Here is a 16339-nt window from a genome sequence, read left to right on the forward strand (position 1 = left end):
ATGAAAAAAACTTTACTTACACTAGGATTACTCATCGCGAATTTTGCATGGGCACAGTTTTCCTCGGGTACAGTAGCCCTTGGAACAACCGGGATGACAGTGAAACTTGAAACTTCACCTACCCTGGCTACTTTAACACTTACCGGGAATAGTACTTCCTATCTGGGAATTGGAGCCGGAGATGAAGGAATGGCTGCGGGTGCTGACGGATTTATTTATAATGGTAGTTCCAATCTTGATTACACTTTCAATGGTATTGGAGTGCCTCCAACGGCAGATGCTGTTCAGGACTGGACAATTACCTCTAATACTGTGGCAGGAACCACTCGTACTGTGGTGGCTACAAGGAGCTTATCAGGAAGTGCAGGAGATTATGTAATCTCCAATGCTGCTGGTACTCTGGATATTTTCTTTGCAAGAGGAGGAAGCTTGACAATTTCTCAGCATAGTTCTACCAACAGAGGGTATGCTACATTAACGATGTCAGCGAGCAGTTTATCTACAAGTGAAGCCGCTGCTGAAAGTAAGAAAGTATCTCTTTATCCTAATCCAGCTAAAGAAAATATTAGTTTCAAAAATTTCGATAGAATAAGTGCTGTCGATATTTATGATGCTACTGGAAGAAAGGTAAAATCTATAAAACCGGATACGGAAAAGATTAGTATAAAGGAATTAAGGTCAGGAATCTATTATTTTGAAATTAGATTAAAAGATGGAAGTCTGTCCTATGAAAAGTTGATCAAAGAATAAAAAAAACACATCCAAATATTTTTGATAATACCTCTGATTTTTCAGGGGTATTATTCTTATTTGAAGAACATATGCCTGTATAAGCTTTATACAAAAGGATTATTTGATTTTTCATATATTTGTGTAGTATGCGGATATCATGAAAGTTACTTTTGAAAAATACAATCCTTCCTGGAAAACTCAGTTTGAATCTATTAAAAATGAACTGGAAGAAAGTATAGGCTTTTTGAATCCGGAAATAGAACATATTGGGAGTACCTCTGTGGAGGGCTTATCAGCAAAACCTATTATAGACATTATGATTGGTGTAAAAGATGAATCAGAATTAAATCAGATTCCACTTTTATTACAAGGAAAGAACTATGTTTACTATGAAAAATATAATGAAGATATGCCTTATCGTCGTTTTTTCATTAAGCTGGTCGATACCCCTCAGGATCTAGGGTTTCCGGAAATTATTAACTCTGGAGATGAAATCCCTGAAGAACTTCACAACCATCATCTTCGTATAGCCCATATTCATACGATTCCTGTTTCATCAGAACATTGGATACGTCATATTGCCTTTCGCGATTACCTCCGTACTCATCCCGAAGTAAAAGAAGGATACCAGAAGTTGAAAGAAGAACTCAGTACCATGGAATGGTTTGATGGTAATGATTATAATGAGGGAAAGGATCCGTTTATAAAAAGAGAAGAAAAGAATGCTGTTCAATGGTATTTAAATAGTCATAAATCTTAATACTTTGCCCAATGAGAAAAGATTTAAAGGAAATAGCCAGTCAGTTTGCAAAATCTAAAACGCTGAACGACTTTATAGAATATGGAGGAGTTGCCGCAGCTATTGAAACTGCCGATGGAAATGTCTATACCGGAATCAGTATTGATACCGCATGTTCTATGGGGTTTTGTGCTGAACATAGCGCTGTGGCAGAAATGCTGAAGAATGGAGAACGATATATTAAAGCGGTAGTAGCAGTAGGAAATGATGGAAATGCAGTTCCACCTTGTGGACGTTGTAGAGAATTGATGAGCCAGCTATCCAAAGAAAATATCAATGCAATCATAGAAGTGAAAAATGGAGTTTTCGTGACTTTGAAAGAATTAATGCCTTACGACTGGAAAGAAGACCTTGACAGAGACTGGTAATTATAGAATCGATAAATTAAAAAAGATCAATGGAGTTTAAAACCTTAGCCAATGTAGATATAGAAGAACTTTTAGCAGTGTTCAACCTTTCTTTTTCAGACTATGTTGTTCCTTTTCACCTTACAAAGGAAATGCTTATCTCTAAAATTGCTGCTGAAAAATTAGATTTGAATATTTCAGTAGGTGCTTTTGAAAATGGTAAATTAATAAGTTTCATTCTTCAGTCGGAAAAACAAGAGGATGGTCAGAAGACTATTTATAACGGCGGAACAGGAGTTGTACCTGATAGCAGAGGAAAAGGATTGGTAAGAAAGATGTATGATTTTATTATTCCTGCTTTAAAAGAAAGAAAAGCTGATATATTGCTCCTTGAAGTGATTGAAGGAAATGCGGGAGCCATCAGAGCCTATGAAAATCTGGGCTTTACCGTAGTTAGAAAATTGCTTTGTTTTAAAGGAAATATCAATCCTGAAAAAGGAAATCCTAATATCACGATACAAAAGATGGATGATTTTCAGTGGCAGGAACTTCGTTCTTTTTGGGATATTGAGCCATCATGGCAAGGATCTGCTTATGTATTGAATCCTATGCCGGAAACTTATCAGGCTTTGGGAGCTTATTCAAATCAGAATTTGGTGGGATATATCGTTTACAATCCTGTTGCAAGAAGGGTGCTTCAGATTGCCGTAGATAGGAAGTCTAGAAAACAGGGAATAGGATCCAGACTTTTTGCAGCTATTGCTGATGGACAACCAATCGCTATCAATAATGTAGATGATACTTCCAAAGAAACAGAGGCATTCCTTGATAAAAAAATAGGCCTTCAAAACTGGCTGTCACAATTTGAAATGACACGCAGCATTTAATGTACTTTCCATTTGAAATAAAATGTTTTTAATATACTTTTAACCTCTTAAACTTTTCAGGGAGCAGTAGAGAATGTAACTTTGCCGAAAATTCTAAAATAATGAAGCGAGGAATACATTTTTTACTGCTTTTTATCTCTTTAACAGTTTTTGCCCAGCAAGCAACTATAGACACAGCTCAGGCAATTGTACAAGGACGTCAGAATAGCGTTGAAGCACAATCCAAACCTTATGTAATCATGATTTCTACAGATGGTTTCCGATATGATTATGCTAAAAATACAATGCCGAAAACCTGCTGAAGCTTTCCAATAGTGGGGTGAGAGCAGAAGCTATGACTCCTAGCTATCCGAGTATTACGTTTCCCAATCACTGGAGTCTTATTACAGGGTTATATCCATCTCATCACGGCTTAATCGATAACTTTTTCTATGATTATAAGAGAAAAGAAACTTACGCGATGAGCAATAAGAAAAATGCAGAAGATGGGAGTTGGTACGGAGGAACTCCACTTTGGGGATTAGCTGAAAAACAGGGGATGGTATCTGCCTCTTTAATGTGGGTAGGTTCTGCCAGTGATGCTGGAGGAATGAGACCTACCTATTATTATCCTTACCACGAAAAATTTACTCCATCTGAAAAAGTAGAAAAAGTAGTGAATTGGCTGAAATTACCGGAAGATAAAAGACCTCATTTCATATCATTATATTTCCCGGAGGTAGACGGAAGTGGTCACCATTATGGGCCGGATACTAAAGAAACAGAGACTGCTGTTCACCTGATTGACCAGGCAATAGGAGATCTTGTTCAGAAAGTGAATAATTTAGGATTGAAAAACGTCAATTTTGTTTTTGTTTCCGATCATGGAATGATTAAAGTAGACGGAGGTACTCCATTGGAAATTCCAGCTCTTCTTTTGGATAAAAGCAGATTTGATTTTTATAATTCTCAGACCCTTCTAAGAGTATTCGTTAAAGATCCGGATGAGGTGAAAGCGGTTTATAAAGAATTAAGAGCTCATCAAACTGATGATTACGAAGTTTATTTAGATAAAAAATTACCTAAATACCTGCACTTTGCTACAAAAGATGATCAATACAACAGAATAGGACAGATTCTTTTGCTTCCAAAAGCGCCAAAAATATTTTTGGAAAAAGGAAAAAAAACATCAGTTGGAAAACATGGTTACAATCCAAGAGTCGTTCCGGAAATGAAAGCAACTTTCTGTGCATGGGGGCCGGAATTCAAAAATAATATGGAGATTGGTGAATTTGCTAATATCAATGTTTATCCTTTGGTAGCTAATATTCTTGGATTAAAAATAGATCAGCCTATTGATGGAAAGATAAAAGTCCTTGGAAAAATATTAAAAGAGAAAAAATAATTATAAGAATTGAGATAAATCTTCAGAATATAATTCTAAAAGTAACGAGTTTCGGCGCACCAAAGGTGCGCCGAAACTCGTTATAATAATGCCGGAACATATATGATTCAATTGTATTATGAAAAATATAATTTCCAGCCTCCTTTTCCCGGATTAAGTCTATAGCTAGAAATGTGTAGCAAATTCTCTCGCGAAATCCTCAAGTTTAACACTTCCAGTAACAGGAGAACCATGTTCAATAAAATCTTTTTGTACCGTTCCTGTTTTCATTCCTAATCCCATTTCAACATAAAGTTCAGCCATATCCTGTGGAAGCCCTGCTTGTAACATTCCGTTCAAAGAATCTTCATCTGAAAATTCTACCCAAGGAAGTGTTGGTTTTTCAACAGAAGTCCCCAAAACTTTGGCAAAATCAGAAGCTTTTCGAGAGTCGCTTACAATGTATCTGATATTTTTACCCGTCTCATTTTTTATCAATTCCTCTGCCGCTGCTTGGGCGATATCTGAGGGGTGTACTACGGGAATTTCCGTATTTTCAGGATAATTTCCACCTATAATTCCGGCATTTTTGATCAATGGAATGTCGTTGAAGAAGTTCGTGTAAAAATAACCCGCTCTTAAAAATGTAAATGAAGTATTTTCAATTTCACGATAAAGCTTTTCAATATGATGGAGCCCTTTGATAGGCCCATTTTCTATAGGAGATCCTGCCCCCACGCTGCTTAGCATTACAGCTCTTTTAACTCCCGTGTTTTTTAATGCTTCTGCATAATTCTTTCCGGCATTGATGGTATTCTGAACAATATTTCCAGCACTGATGGCAGGAGGTGTCATAACAAATACAGCATCAGCTCCAGTAAATGCCTGAGTTAAGAACTCAGCATCGGTAATAGATCCGATAGCAGCTTTTGCGCCTAAAGATTCGATGTCATGCTTTCTCTTCTCATTGCTGCTGATAACAGTGATATCATGCCCTTGTTCTACCAATTGTTTTGTTAATGGTTTAGCAACGTTTCCTAATGATCCTGTGATGATGATTTTCATATGTAAATATTTTATTGTTTTTTAATAGAGATATGCAATCGCTTAATACTGAATATTTTGTATCAATTTATTAAATAGTTGCAATTTCATATATAAATATTTTTTTATTTCCTATGACAAAGTTATATTTGTACTTACTTTTATACAAGTACTTACCCTAAAGTATGTATTATTATGGCAGCCATTAAAGAAAATTCAACCATTCAGGAAAACAAAAAAATAGTACAGGATTGTCCTGTAATGTACGTAATGGAGAGGATTGGCGGTTTCTGGAAACCCATTATCCTGTTCAATCTTTCTACAGGAGAGAAAAGGTATAGTGAACTGAAGAAAGCAATTCCTGCGGTGACAGAAAAAATGCTGATTCAGCATCTGAAACAACTGGAAGCAGATGGTTTGATCATAAGGACAGCCAGACCTGTAGTGCCCCCTCACGTAACTTATACATTAAGTGATGCTGGCAATGAATTGGCTCCGGTTATTGACGCCATGGCGGCATGGGCTTTTCAGGATATGGAAAGGAATGATAACAAATGTGCCGAAGGAAACAGATATATGATGAACCAAGATCAGAACAGTTTTAGTAAAAATATTAAAAAATAGAAAAGAGGTTCTTCCATTCGAAGAACCTCTTTTTACTGTATTATCTTATAGAAGAATTATAGAGACTGCATATCAATGACAAAGCGATATCTCACATCACTTTTCAGCATTCTTCCATAAGCCTCATTAATGTCTTGCATTTTGATCATTTCAATTTCTGAAACAATATTATGTTCTCCACAGAAATCCAATAATTCCTGAGTCTCAGCTATTCCTCCGATCACAGATCCTGCTACTGATTTTCTTCCCAGAATCATTGGTACGGTATTCAAAATAGGTTCCAGACCTCCTAAATACCCTACAAGAACGTGAGTTCCGCTGATGTTCAAAGTCGTTACATAAGGATTTACATCATGTACGTAAGGAACTGTATCAATAATGAGATCAAACTTTCCTTTAACCGATTTCATTTGTTCTTCATCTGTAGAAATGATGACGTGATCAGCTCCCAGCTGTTTCGCATCCTCAGTTTTTCCAGGAGTTCTCGAGAATAAAGTTACTTCAGCACCTAGCCCTTTTGCAAGCTTAATTGCCATGTGACCTAATCCGCCTAAACCTACTACAGCAACTTTAGAATCAGGGCCTACATTCCAGTGTCTTAGAGGTGACCATGTGGTAATCCCGGCACAAAGAAGAGGTGCTACAGCTGCAGCATCAAGATTTTCTGGCACCTTTAAGACGTGATGAGAATCTACTACTACTTTCTGCGAGTATCCCCCAAAAGTATGACCTCCTGAATGTGTATCCTTTCCATTGTAAGTTCCGGTGAAACCGTTTTCACAATATTGTTCAAGATCGTGCTGACAGCTATTACAATGTCCGCAAGAATCTACGATACATCCTACACCAGCAAGATCACCTACCTTAAATTTAGTAACATCACTTCCTACATTTGTAATTCTCCCTACAATTTCATGTCCGGGAACGGCAGGGTAGAGGGTTCCGCCCCAATCATTTCTTGCCGTGTGAAGATCAGAATGACATACTCCGCAGTATAGAATTTCAATTTCTACATCTTTCGAGGTCACTTCTCTTCTTTCAATATTCATTTCTTTCAGATCTGCCGTAGTGGACTCAGCGCCATACGCTTTTACTGTAAATGTGCTCATTTTGGTTGTTTTTATTTTTTAAATTAATAATTTGGTGTTATAAATTGTTATACTCTTCGTCCGTTACAGGATTCATCCATTCCACCATCCCATTTTGTGTATTGGTATTGATGGCAATGTGTGTAAATTCATTGTCAGGTGCTGCACCATGCCAGTGAACCACATTCGGAAGGATCGTGATCGTATCTCCGGGATGTAAGACCTGTGCTGGCTTTCCTTTTTCCTGATAAAAACCGACTCCTGAAGTTACGATTAAAATCTGTCCGCCTTCATGAGAGTGCCAATTATTTCTGCATCCTGCCTCAAAAACTACGTTCGCAATCTGGCAATTAAGCTGATTCTCGTTAGGTTTCAAAATCTGAACCCAAGCTATTCCTCCTGAAAAGTAATCCGACGGAGCTTTTTCTCCCTTCGGAAAAATGGTAGTATTAAAAGTTTCCATAACGGTACAAAAGTCGAAACTTTCTCATCAATCTAGCTTATACAGATTACAGGATTACTTACCAATTTTACAGACACAGTATCTGTTATATTATAAAGTGGTAATTTTGAATGGTAAAAAATATAGTTCATGGAAAATCAGGAGGTTGAAATCTATAATACTATTTCGGAATATAATAAAATGGCTCATCATGAAACATTGCATCCGCTGGTAAGTGTAATTGATTTTTCCCAGTCAGATCCCATTTGTCAATACAGAAGGAAATTTGGGTTTTATACTGTTTTCTTAAAAGATGTGATGTGTGGAGATATGCAGTATGGAAAGCATAGTTACGACTATCAGGAAGGAACTTTGGTTTTTATTGCCCCAGGTCAGACATACGGGATTTATAATAATGGAAAATCTGTTCAGCCGGCAGGATTTGCTTTAATTTTTCATCCTGACCTTTTAAAAGGTACCAATCTTGGGAAAAATATCAAAGATTATAATTTCTTTTCCTATGATGTGCATGAAGCATTGCACCTTTCTGAAAAAGAAAGAGAGATTATCCTGGATTGTTTTAAAAATATAAAGCATGAACTTGAACAGTCAATTGATAAACATAGTAAATCATTAATTGTAAATAATATTGAGCTGTTTCTGAATTACTGTATGCGTTTCTATGACCGCCAGTTTATTACCAGAGATCATATTAATCAGGGAGTGATCGGAAAATTTGAAAATCTTGTTGATGATTATTTAAAATCAGATCATCCTAAAAACATAGGCTTTCCTATGGTGAATTACTTTGCCGAAAAATTGAATCTTTCAGCAAACTATTTCGGAGATCTGATCAAAAAAGAATTAGGAATTTCCCCTCAGGAATTGATCCACAATAAACTCATTGATGTGGCGAAAGAGCAGATCTTGGATCAGGGAAAATCAATCAGTGAAATTTCGTATGATCTAGGTTTTAAATATCCACAGCATTTTACAAGATTATTCAAAACGAAAGTAGGAATGTCCCCAAGCAAATACAAAATCCTGAATTGAGTTAAGCCAATTCACTGAAATTATTTCGTTACTATCCTTGTCAAGGTTATAAACCTTGACAAGGATAAGTTAAAATTCAGCACCAAAATTTGAAGAATCTTCAGAATATTTTAATCCAGATTCTGATATTGTGGATAACTTTTAGTCGTAGGATAGACGAGTGAATTTACCTGTGGAAATTAGTACATTCATTAGTAGCATTAGTATTGAATTAATCCTATAAATTTTCTGTTCTCAAAAAACAGAGTTATCTTTAAGGTAAAAGTATTCACCATTTCAAAATGAAATCACAGCAGAAAGAAACTCATGTATTCAATACCCGTTTTGGAGCTATGACCGGATGGAAGGAAGAAGGAATAATAAGAGTTAAGAGTATTCGTTATGCCCGCTCCGAAAGATTTCAAAAGCCTGTTCCGGTAGACCATTTTGTCTTTGAAAGCAGGTTTGAGTATAAAACTCCGGTTTGTCCACAGAAACTGAGTCCGCTGGTAGAAAAAATGATTGGAGCAACTCCGGTTGAAGAATTTGAACCTGAAGAATCTACGCAATATCTTTCGATAACCCGACCTGAAAATATTCTTGAAAACGAAAAGCTTCCGGTAGTCGTCTGGATTCACGGGGGCTCTCATGAAATCGGATGTGGAGACCTCCCAACGGCCAATCCTGCAGAATGGGTACAAGAACAAAATATCATAGTGGTTACCGTTTCCTATCGTTTGGGACTTTTTGGTTTTTTAGGTGGCGATGAAAAAAGACCGGCCAACTTAGGGCTATTGGATATCATTGAGGCTTTAAAATGGATCAAAATTCATATTGCAGGCTTTGGAGGAGATCAGGAAAACGTAACCTTACTTGGTCAGTCTTCAGGAGGAGATGCTATTGCACATTTGATGATATCGGAGGGAGTGGAAGGCTTATTTCAGCGGCTAATTATTCAAAGTGCACCCTTAGGCTTACGTTATAAAAGACAGAAAATGTCAGCTGAATTTTTGAAGAAAACGGAAGCGATTAAAGATGAGACTGATATATATAAAATGATGGATGATTATATGGAATTTGTTCCATCTTTTATGAAATATGGTTTGAAAGCTGCCATGCCTTTTGGAACTCAATACGGATATTCACCTTTATGCAAAGAGGAGGATTCTGTTGGAAAATGGAGACAAAATGCAAAAAAATATGATGTGTTGATTGGTCTGAATAATAATGAAACAGCCTTTTATCTTAAAACATCAGAAGCTTTAAATAAATATTTTGGAACCGGTCTGGGATTAAAAATCATGGATAAGACGGTTGAAAAAACAACAGAGTTCATCTATGGAATTCCAGCCAGACAATTTGCAGAAAACCATGCAAAAGGCGGCGGAAATATATATTTATTCAGGATATATTCCAAATTAAAAGAAAATCCTATTGGAGCTCCCCATTGCATTGATTTACCTTTGATCTTCGGTAACGAATCTGCCTGGAAATCCTCAGAAATGCTGAAAAATATTCCTTGGGAACGTATTCATGAAAATGGAAAAAAGGTAAGAGCACTTTGGGCGGAATTCGCAAGGACAGGGAAAATCTCTGATTCGTCAGAACGACCTGAAATTCTGGAACTTCGAAAAGTTGAGGAGTAATTAAATTCTAGAACTTAAGATTTCAATGCTTTTATCTCTTGTAGCCTATGATTGACCATTAGATAGATATAATGGTGATGTTGGTAGAAATTATTGAGTGAGATTGTAATGTATTGTTTATATTTGAGTTACAAATTCAAAAAATAATAATTATGAAAATCAAAAAATCATCCAATGCACGAAAAATTGACCGTCAGGAACTTAAAAATGTAAATGGTGGTATCATCATCAGAGACAGAACTTGTTGTTTTTATAACGAAGACAATATCTGTTGTGAATGGGCTCCTGATCTATGGAGCTGTAGAGGTATTAAATGCTAATAACATAATATCATAAAGTAAAGAGCGTACATTGTTATCAGGTACGCTTTTTTATTTACTCCGGAATCCAGACGCTTACATTCCCTGCCGGAACAGGAAAGTCTCCCCAGCCATTTTCATCAATGACAACTTTATTTTTGAATCTTTTTAAAAGGTCTTTAAACTTTTTTCCCACATAAGATTTTCCCACTTCCATAGGCTTATTGTAAGCATCCTTATTGCTGAGTACTACCGCACAAGCGGTATGGTTATCATCTCCTTCCCGTACCCATCCGATACAGTTGGCATCTTCGAAATAGTCCCTTTGCTCTCCATAAGCATGGTCTTTTCTAGCCTTTAAAAGATCTTCAATCCCATCCACTTTCGGCATAAATATTTCCTGATCATGGCCGTTGCGATCCTTATCAACATAGTGTGCACCATACAGATCCGGGTAAAATACACATGGATATCCATCTTTTCGTAAGAGAATCAAGGCGTAAGCAATAGGTTTGAACCACGATTCGACCGGAGCCTCCAGATCCTGAAGAGGTTGTGTGTCATGATTGGCAACAATACTCACGGCATGTAAAGGATCTGCCTGAGTAAGGGTCTCATCAAAAATTCTTCTGAGATCGTAAGAAGATCCTTCTTTAGAGGCATTATGAAAATTGTTTTGTAATGAACTGTCGAAAAGGCTCATACAGCCTTCGGTAACTTCAATATACTTTTGAAGCAGATGAAGATATCCCGGAGCCCAGTATTCACCTACCGCAAAAATATTTTTCCCGGTATTGGAACGGAGTAGGGTAAGCCATTCTTTATAAAAGTCAAAAGAAATATGTTTTAAAGCATCAAGGCGAACTCCATCAAAATCGGTCTGATCAAAATACCATTTTGCCCAGGTATTAAGCTCTTCCCGTACAAAAGGATTTCGATGTTCAATATCATTATACATCAGATAATCATAATTTCCTTTCTCATCATGAATCATCTCTTCCCAGTCATCACCATATTCAGACTGTATTTTATAAATATGAGACTCCATACCCTCTGCATAATCTACACCACTGAAACAAGTGAAATTCCATTCAAAATCAGAATATTTTTTTCCTCTCCCCGGAAATGTGAATTTCGTGTAAGATTCTATTTCAAATGCATCTGAAATTACTTTTTCCCTGTTGTTTTCATCCACTTTTACAACATTGAATTTTTCCAGTTCATCACCTCCTGCCTTATGCCCCAATACAATGTCTACAATGACTTCAATATTTTGTGTTTTTAAAGCTTTGATTGTTTTTAAATATTCCTTTTTAGTGCCATATTTCGTAGGGAGGGTTCCTTTCTGATCAAACTCTCCAAGATCATAAAGATCGTAGGTGTCATATCCTACCGAATATCCGCCATTTGTTCCTTTATAGGCAGGAGGAAACCATACGGAAGTAATTCCCAGTTTAGCCATATATTTAGCCTGTTTTTCGGCTTCTTTCCATAGCTTTCCATCGCCTTCAGAATACCAGTGGAAAAACTGAATCATCGTTGGGTTCATATAATTTGCTGATTTGGTGAATACAAGTTAGCAAAAAAAATATAAATGATTAATTTTCAAATTCTTTAAACGGGATTTTTAGTTGAACTGAAACCTGTTTTTTTTCCTCAGTATTCAGGTGAGAAAGAGAAAGTCCCAGTAAGCGAACTGCTTTATCAAAAGGACGGAGATCCCAAAGTTTTTTTCCTGTACTGAAATATTCTTCTGGAGATGTGAAGTACTCTTCCCGTGTTATACTTCTTGTAAAAAGGGAAAAATCTTTATATTTAATTTTTAAGGTTAAGGTTCTTCCCAGGATATTATTTTTTTGTAAACGCTGGTGAAGCTCTTCACTCAGGCTTTCCAGTTTTTCATTGATTTGTTGTTCATCAAAAAGATCTTCAAAAAAAGTTCTTTCTACTGCTACACTTTTCTGAATCCGATGAGGTTTAACTTCAGAAGTATGAATGCCACGAACTACATTGTAATAATGCTTTCCGGATTTTCCAAAGATTCTTACCAGATCTTCCAGTGATCTTTTCTTTAAATCTTTTCCTTTATAAATTCCTAAACTAAACATTTTGTTAGCCGTAACTTTTCCGACACCATAAAACTTTTCCACAGGCAATTCTTCCAGGAAGCCTTCCATTTTGTCAGGATGAATGGTTTTTTGGCCATTAGGTTTATTGATATCAGAAGCTACTTTAGCTAAAAATTTATTCACAGAAATTCCTGCAGAAGCCGTTAAGCCGGTTTGTTCAAATATTTTCTGGCGAATTTCTCTTGCGATCTGATTAGCAGATTCTATTTCTTTTTTATTTTCAGTGACATCCAGATAGGCTTCATCCAATGATAAAGGTTCTACCAGATCAGTATATTCGTAGAAGATCTCGCGGATCATTTTTGAAATTTCCTTATATCGGGTAAAACGAGGTGGAACAAATATCAGATCAGGACATTTTTCTTTGGCTGTTTTACTGGGCATAGCAGAACGAACGCCATATTTCCTTGCTTCATAACTTGCTGCAGCCACTACACCCCGATGTTGGCCTCCTACAGCAATAGGTTTCCCTCTTAATGCGGGATTGTCATGCTGCTCCACAGAGGCATAAAATGCGTCCATATCCACGTGAATAATTTTACGAAGCGGCAAAGAAAAATCCATAGCACAAAGATATGGATTCCTGTATGGATGGTAAAGTGTTTATGGAAAGGAAGCTGGGTGCTGGAAGGGGAAAGTTGATAATGTCGATATGGAAAATTACGACCAATTGATTGAAAGGTAATTAAAATGATATCTAATTGTTGGTAACACTTAAATTACTTCCAGCTTCCCTCTTCCTGCCTCCCGCATTTTACGGTTTCAGTCTCATAGTAAGAAGATGAGGTTCAAAACCTGCTTTTTCATAAGCTCTTACTGCAGATTCATTTTCAGCATAGACATCCAGTCTTATTTCTGAAATATTTCTGGATTTTGCCCAATTTATAAGTTCATCAGTAATTATTTTATTGATTCCTTTTCCTCTGTATTCTGGTTTTACATACATAAAGCCCAGATATGCATAGTTTTTAAAACTATTATAATCTTTCTCTGAATTTTTTATAAGGGCATAGCCGGAGGCAACAATTTCATCATCGTTTTCTACAACAATTAATGTTGCATCCGGTGATTGTATAAATTCATTCAAATCGTAATAATGAATTTCACCGTCAATTAATGTACTGTTAAAGGTCTTTCTGCAGTAACAATTCCCTGCTCAAAAGTTAAAAGGGTTTCTAAATCCTGTTCTGTAGCTTCTCTTGTGATCATGGTATAAAAAATAAGTGAAGTTTAAACATTCCATAGAAATGGAAATATTTAAACTTCAAGGTTTTTTAAATGTTTTAAATATTATTTTAAAAGTTTGTCTATGGTCTGTTGAATCTCCGGGTCTTCCGGCGAAATAGCATAGTATTTTGCAATAGCCGATTTCTGATCGATAATCATATATCTTGGAATCCAGTTCAGATCCACATAATTATTGAAATCATTTTTCCAGCCTGATGCAAACCAGTAGTTATTTTTATCTTTCATGTTGAATCTTACAAGGCTTTTATCAAATCCTTCTTTAGATCTTTCTAATGACAAGAAAACAAAGTCAACATTAGGATTGTTTTTTTCTAATATTTCAGCTTTTGGAAGCGCCTGAAGACAGTCTCTACACCATCCCGCCCAAAAATCGATCACTAAAACTTTTCCTTTATGTTGATCCAGAATTTTCTTGATGGTAATTGTTTTTCCTTCTTCATCTTCCAGTTTTTGCTGTAAAGCCTCTTTGGAAAATCCGGTTTTAAGAGCGGTAGGAATTTTCTGTGCATAGCTCAAGCTAAACAGACCTGCCATAAAAATTAATAACAACTTTTTCATTCTACAATTTCATTTACACAAAACTAAGCAATGAATAGCAATTCAAGATTATTTTTTTATAAATTAGGAAAAATTTATATTATTGATAATTTCTATGAATGTTGTATAGATGAAGCATAGATTACCTCAAAGAGAAAACTCTATTTTTTAATGAGAATATTTTTTGCCACGAATGCATTAATTTTTTCTCATTTTATTCGTGTATTCGTGGCAAAAAATAAAGATTTTAATTTTTTTTGAGAGTGAAACGAAGGTTTCTATTGGTAGTTTTTAATCAATCCCTTTACTACTGTAATAACATTGGGCATTGCTTTGTTCGCAGCATTTAAAACTTCTTCGTGAGAAACAGCGAAAGCAATATCCGGTCCGCCAAGATCAGTAATAACAGAGATACAGAATACATCCATTCCCATATGTCTGGCAACAATCACTTCAGGAACGGTACTCATTCCCACCATATCACCACCAATGGCTTTAATCATTCCATATTCAGCAGGAGTTTCAAAAGTGGGGCCTTGTAAGGCAACGTAGATTCCCTGATGGATTTTAATGTGATTCTCTGCAGCAGCCTGTTCAGCAGTAACAATCATTTTTTTGTTATAAGGTTCGCTCATATCCACAAAGCGTGGCCCAAGTTCATCGATGTTTTTTCCACGAAGCGGGTGCTCAGGCATCATGTTGATATGATCCTTTAAAATAACGATATCTGCAATACTATAATCTGGATTTACTCCACCACATGCGTTGGAAAGCGCTAGATTTTTAATTCCCAGTAAATGAAAGACTCTGATAGGAAAAGTTACGGTTTCCATAGAATGCCCTTCATAATAATGAAAACGGCCACTCATCATCAGTACTTTTTTCCCTTCCAATATTCCATAGATCAGCTTTCCGGTATGCCCGGCCACTGTAGTCTGTGGGAAGTTGGGGATATCTTTATACTCTAAACATGGATCGGTTCTACTTCATTTTGCAGTTTCCCAAGTCCGGATCCTAAAACAACAGCAAAGTCAGGGACATCCTGAATGATATTTCTGATGAAATCAGCTGTCTCATTTATTTTTTTTAACATAATCTAAGATGATTTGATTGAATTCTTCCTTTTTATCAATAACAACATTGATAGGCCAGTAGTAAACAATTTCTCTAAGATAATCAAAAGTTTTCAGACGAACGTAATCTTTCTCTGTGGTTAATATCAGCTTATATTCACCTAATTTTTTGTACTCCGCAAGGATTTTTTTAATATCATCATCCGTGAAATTATGATGATCTCTGAACTTCAAATGGGTAACTCTTTTTGAGAATTTAGCCAGGTGTTCCAGCAATGGTTTTGGATTGGCAATTCCGGTAATAAGTAAAATATCGTAATAGTTCAGATTGTTATCCGGAAGCATTTTATCTTTTCCGTATACATTTTCGTCATAACCGATGGATGAAAAGAACACTTTTTGGTTATGAGAAGGTCTGATTCTTGAAATATAATACCTTTTGGTTTCCTCCGTCAACTCATCAGGGCATTTGCTTACCATAATGATATCTGCTCTGCTGGATCCGGCTCTGGATTCTCTAAGGTCTCCGGCAGGAAGAAGGTAATCTTTGAAAAACGGATCATTAAAATCAGTCATCAAAATATTGAATCCCGCTTTGATCGCACGATGCTGTAACGCATCATCCAATATGAGAACTTCAAGATCCATATCTTCGATCACCTTTTTAGCTCCGGGAACACGTTCTTCTGAAACAGCAATGACAAAACGGTTTTTGAAGCGTTCAAAAAGCTGCATCGCTTCATCACCTACAACTTTGTAGTTGCTCTCATAGTTCGTTACCTCATAGCCTTTGGTGAGTCTTCCATAGCCACGAGAGAGAACTCCGGTTCTGTAATGTTTGGATAAATACTGGGCAAGATACATCACCATCGGTGATTTTCCACTTCCACCCACAGACAGATTCCCGACATTGATTATCGGTGTCTTAAATTTTGTCGACTTAAAAGCCCCCAGATCATACATTGTGTTTCGGATACCCGTTACCAAATGATAAGCGAGGGAAAAAGGATAAAGGTACCATCTTTTCATACGATTGCAAAAATAGGAAT

18 protein-coding genes and 1 pseudogene are annotated in these 16339 nt (G+C 36.4%); 10 read left to right on the forward strand and 9 right to left on the reverse strand.

Translation table 11 applies throughout. The annotated features are described in order from the left end of the window. The 6 genes from QWZ06_RS02660 to QWZ06_RS02685 all read left to right on the forward strand — a co-directional run bounded on the left by QWZ06_RS02660 (nt 1) and on the right by QWZ06_RS02685 (nt 4149). Nucleotides 1-750 carry a DOMON domain-containing protein gene (locus QWZ06_RS02660; RefSeq protein WP_290295575.1) on the forward strand — a complete coding sequence of 250 codons (750 nt, stop codon included), beginning with the start codon at nt 1-3 and terminating at the stop codon, nt 748-750. 139 nt (nt 751-889) lie between these two features. After that, on the forward strand, nt 890-1492 hold the full coding sequence (locus QWZ06_RS02665; RefSeq protein ID WP_290295576.1) for a GrpB family protein: 603 nt from the start codon (nt 890-892) through the stop codon (nt 1490-1492). 11 nt (nt 1493-1503) lie between these two features. Then, a complete protein-coding gene (locus QWZ06_RS02670) occupies nt 1504-1899 on the forward strand; it encodes a cytidine deaminase family protein (RefSeq protein WP_290295577.1) in 396 nt (131 codons plus the stop codon). Nucleotides 1900-1928: 29 nt separating this feature from the next. After that, nucleotides 1929-2765 carry a GNAT family N-acetyltransferase gene (locus QWZ06_RS02675; RefSeq protein ID WP_290295578.1) on the forward strand — a complete coding sequence of 279 codons (837 nt, stop codon included), beginning with the start codon at nt 1929-1931 and terminating at the stop codon, nt 2763-2765. A gap of 101 nt (nt 2766-2866) precedes the next feature. Then, nucleotides 2867-3067 (forward strand): hypothetical protein, encoded by a 201-nt coding sequence (locus QWZ06_RS02680; RefSeq protein ID WP_290295579.1) that lies wholly within the window; start codon nt 2867-2869, stop codon nt 3065-3067. 17 nt (nt 3068-3084) lie between these two features. Next, nucleotides 3085-4149, forward strand: a complete 1065-nt coding sequence (locus QWZ06_RS02685) for an alkaline phosphatase family protein (protein ID WP_290295580.1) — start codon at nt 3085-3087, stop codon at nt 4147-4149. A gap of 165 nt (nt 4150-4314) precedes the next feature. Here QWZ06_RS02685 and QWZ06_RS02690 read toward each other — a convergent pair whose 3' ends face one another. Beyond that, nucleotides 4315-5193 (reverse strand): NAD(P)H-binding protein, encoded by an 879-nt coding sequence (locus QWZ06_RS02690; protein ID WP_290295581.1) that lies wholly within the window; start codon nt 5191-5193, stop codon nt 4315-4317. 174 nt (nt 5194-5367) lie between these two features. Here QWZ06_RS02690 and QWZ06_RS02695 point away from each other — a divergent pair, with 174 nt between their 5' ends. Beyond that, nucleotides 5368-5796 (forward strand): winged helix-turn-helix transcriptional regulator, encoded by a 429-nt coding sequence (locus tag QWZ06_RS02695; protein WP_290295582.1) that lies wholly within the window; start codon nt 5368-5370, stop codon nt 5794-5796. A gap of 56 nt (nt 5797-5852) precedes the next feature. On the opposite strand, the gene QWZ06_RS02700 is transcribed toward QWZ06_RS02695, so the two are convergent. Together QWZ06_RS02700 and QWZ06_RS02705 are read right to left on the reverse strand one after the other, a co-directional pair. Beyond that, nucleotides 5853-6905 (reverse strand): NAD(P)-dependent alcohol dehydrogenase, encoded by a 1053-nt coding sequence (locus tag QWZ06_RS02700; protein WP_290295583.1) that lies wholly within the window; start codon nt 6903-6905, stop codon nt 5853-5855. Nucleotides 6906-6942: 37 nt separating this feature from the next. Next, nucleotides 6943-7347 (reverse strand): cupin domain-containing protein, encoded by a 405-nt coding sequence (locus QWZ06_RS02705; protein WP_290295584.1) that lies wholly within the window; start codon nt 7345-7347, stop codon nt 6943-6945. Between the two features lie 129 nt (nt 7348-7476). Between QWZ06_RS02705 and QWZ06_RS02710 the strand changes: the two genes are divergently transcribed. From QWZ06_RS02710 to QWZ06_RS02720, 3 genes are all read left to right on the forward strand, one after another. Further along, entirely contained in the window at nt 7477-8379 is a 903-nt protein-coding gene (locus QWZ06_RS02710) for a helix-turn-helix domain-containing protein (protein ID WP_290295585.1), read from the forward strand. Nucleotides 8380-8660: 281 nt separating this feature from the next. After that, a complete protein-coding gene (locus tag QWZ06_RS02715; protein ID WP_290295586.1) occupies nt 8661-10004 on the forward strand; it encodes a carboxylesterase family protein in 1344 nt (447 codons plus the stop codon). Nucleotides 10005-10156: 152 nt separating this feature from the next. Continuing rightward, on the forward strand, nt 10157-10324 hold the full coding sequence (locus QWZ06_RS02720) for a hypothetical protein (protein ID WP_290295587.1): 168 nt from the start codon (nt 10157-10159) through the stop codon (nt 10322-10324). Between the two features lie 55 nt (nt 10325-10379). Here the strand turns inward: QWZ06_RS02720 and QWZ06_RS02725 are convergent, their stop codons facing one another. From QWZ06_RS02725 to lpxK, 6 genes and pseudogenes are all read right to left on the reverse strand, one after another. Then, nucleotides 10380-11852: an alpha-amylase gene (locus QWZ06_RS02725; protein ID WP_290295588.1), complete on the reverse strand. Its 1473-nt coding sequence runs from the start codon at nt 11850-11852 to the stop codon at nt 10380-10382. A gap of 49 nt (nt 11853-11901) precedes the next feature. Next, entirely contained in the window at nt 11902-12996 is a 1095-nt protein-coding gene (gene dinB, locus QWZ06_RS02730; RefSeq protein WP_290295589.1) for a DNA polymerase IV, read from the reverse strand. A 190-nt stretch (nt 12997-13186) separates the two neighbouring features. Next, complete coding sequence (locus QWZ06_RS02735; protein ID WP_353959930.1) at nt 13187-13519, reverse strand: GNAT family N-acetyltransferase; 333 nt, start codon at nt 13517-13519, stop codon at nt 13187-13189. Between the two features lie 203 nt (nt 13520-13722). Beyond that, nucleotides 13723-14238: a TlpA family protein disulfide reductase gene (locus QWZ06_RS02740; RefSeq protein ID WP_290295590.1), complete on the reverse strand. Its 516-nt coding sequence runs from the start codon at nt 14236-14238 to the stop codon at nt 13723-13725. Between the two features lie 257 nt (nt 14239-14495). Further along, nucleotides 14496-15310: pseudogene (locus tag QWZ06_RS02745) on the reverse strand (purine-nucleoside phosphorylase). After that, nucleotides 15291-16319, reverse strand: a complete 1029-nt coding sequence (lpxK, locus tag QWZ06_RS02750; protein WP_290295591.1) for a tetraacyldisaccharide 4'-kinase — start codon at nt 16317-16319, stop codon at nt 15291-15293. Before lpxK ends, QWZ06_RS02745 begins: the two are co-directional and overlap by 20 nt. Between the last annotated feature and the right edge of the window lie 20 nt (nt 16320-16339).

Origin of the sequence: Chryseobacterium tructae (assembly GCF_030409875.1) — a bacterium.
Taxonomy (GTDB): Bacteria; Bacteroidota; Bacteroidia; order Flavobacteriales; family Weeksellaceae; genus Chryseobacterium; species Chryseobacterium tructae.

Excerpts from the sequence above, each read along its gene's own strand:
- QWZ06_RS02660 (WP_290295575.1), top strand. The coding sequence starts at position 1 with ATGAAAAAAACTTTACTTACACTAGGATTACTCATCGCGAATTTTGCA.
- QWZ06_RS02665 (WP_290295576.1), top strand. The coding sequence starts at position 890 with ATGAAAGTTACTTTTGAAAAATACAATCCTTCCTGGAAAACTCAGTTT.
- QWZ06_RS02670 (WP_290295577.1), top strand. The coding sequence starts at position 1,504 with ATGAGAAAAGATTTAAAGGAAATAGCCAGTCAGTTTGCAAAATCTAAA.
- QWZ06_RS02675 (WP_290295578.1), top strand. The coding sequence starts at position 1,929 with ATGGAGTTTAAAACCTTAGCCAATGTAGATATAGAAGAACTTTTAGCA.
- QWZ06_RS02680 (WP_290295579.1), top strand. The coding sequence starts at position 2,867 with ATGAAGCGAGGAATACATTTTTTACTGCTTTTTATCTCTTTAACAGTT.
- QWZ06_RS02690 (WP_290295581.1), bottom strand. The coding sequence starts at position 5,193 with ATGAAAATCATCATCACAGGATCATTAGGAAACGTTGCTAAACCATTA.
- QWZ06_RS02695 (WP_290295582.1), top strand. The coding sequence starts at position 5,368 with ATGGCAGCCATTAAAGAAAATTCAACCATTCAGGAAAACAAAAAAATA.
- QWZ06_RS02700 (WP_290295583.1), bottom strand. The coding sequence starts at position 6,905 with ATGAGCACATTTACAGTAAAAGCGTATGGCGCTGAGTCCACTACGGCA.
- QWZ06_RS02705 (WP_290295584.1), bottom strand. The coding sequence starts at position 7,347 with ATGGAAACTTTTAATACTACCATTTTTCCGAAGGGAGAAAAAGCTCCG.
- QWZ06_RS02710 (WP_290295585.1), top strand. The coding sequence starts at position 7,477 with ATGGAAAATCAGGAGGTTGAAATCTATAATACTATTTCGGAATATAAT.
- QWZ06_RS02715 (WP_290295586.1), top strand. The coding sequence starts at position 8,661 with ATGAAATCACAGCAGAAAGAAACTCATGTATTCAATACCCGTTTTGGA.
- QWZ06_RS02720 (WP_290295587.1), top strand. The coding sequence starts at position 10,157 with ATGAAAATCAAAAAATCATCCAATGCACGAAAAATTGACCGTCAGGAA.
- QWZ06_RS02725 (WP_290295588.1), bottom strand. The coding sequence starts at position 11,852 with ATGAACCCAACGATGATTCAGTTTTTCCACTGGTATTCTGAAGGCGAT.
- dinB (WP_290295589.1), bottom strand. The coding sequence starts at position 12,996 with ATGGATTTTTCTTTGCCGCTTCGTAAAATTATTCACGTGGATATGGAC.
- QWZ06_RS02740 (WP_290295590.1), bottom strand. The coding sequence starts at position 14,238 with ATGAAAAAGTTGTTATTAATTTTTATGGCAGGTCTGTTTAGCTTGAGC.
- lpxK (WP_290295591.1), bottom strand. The coding sequence starts at position 16,319 with ATGAAAAGATGGTACCTTTATCCTTTTTCCCTCGCTTATCATTTGGTA.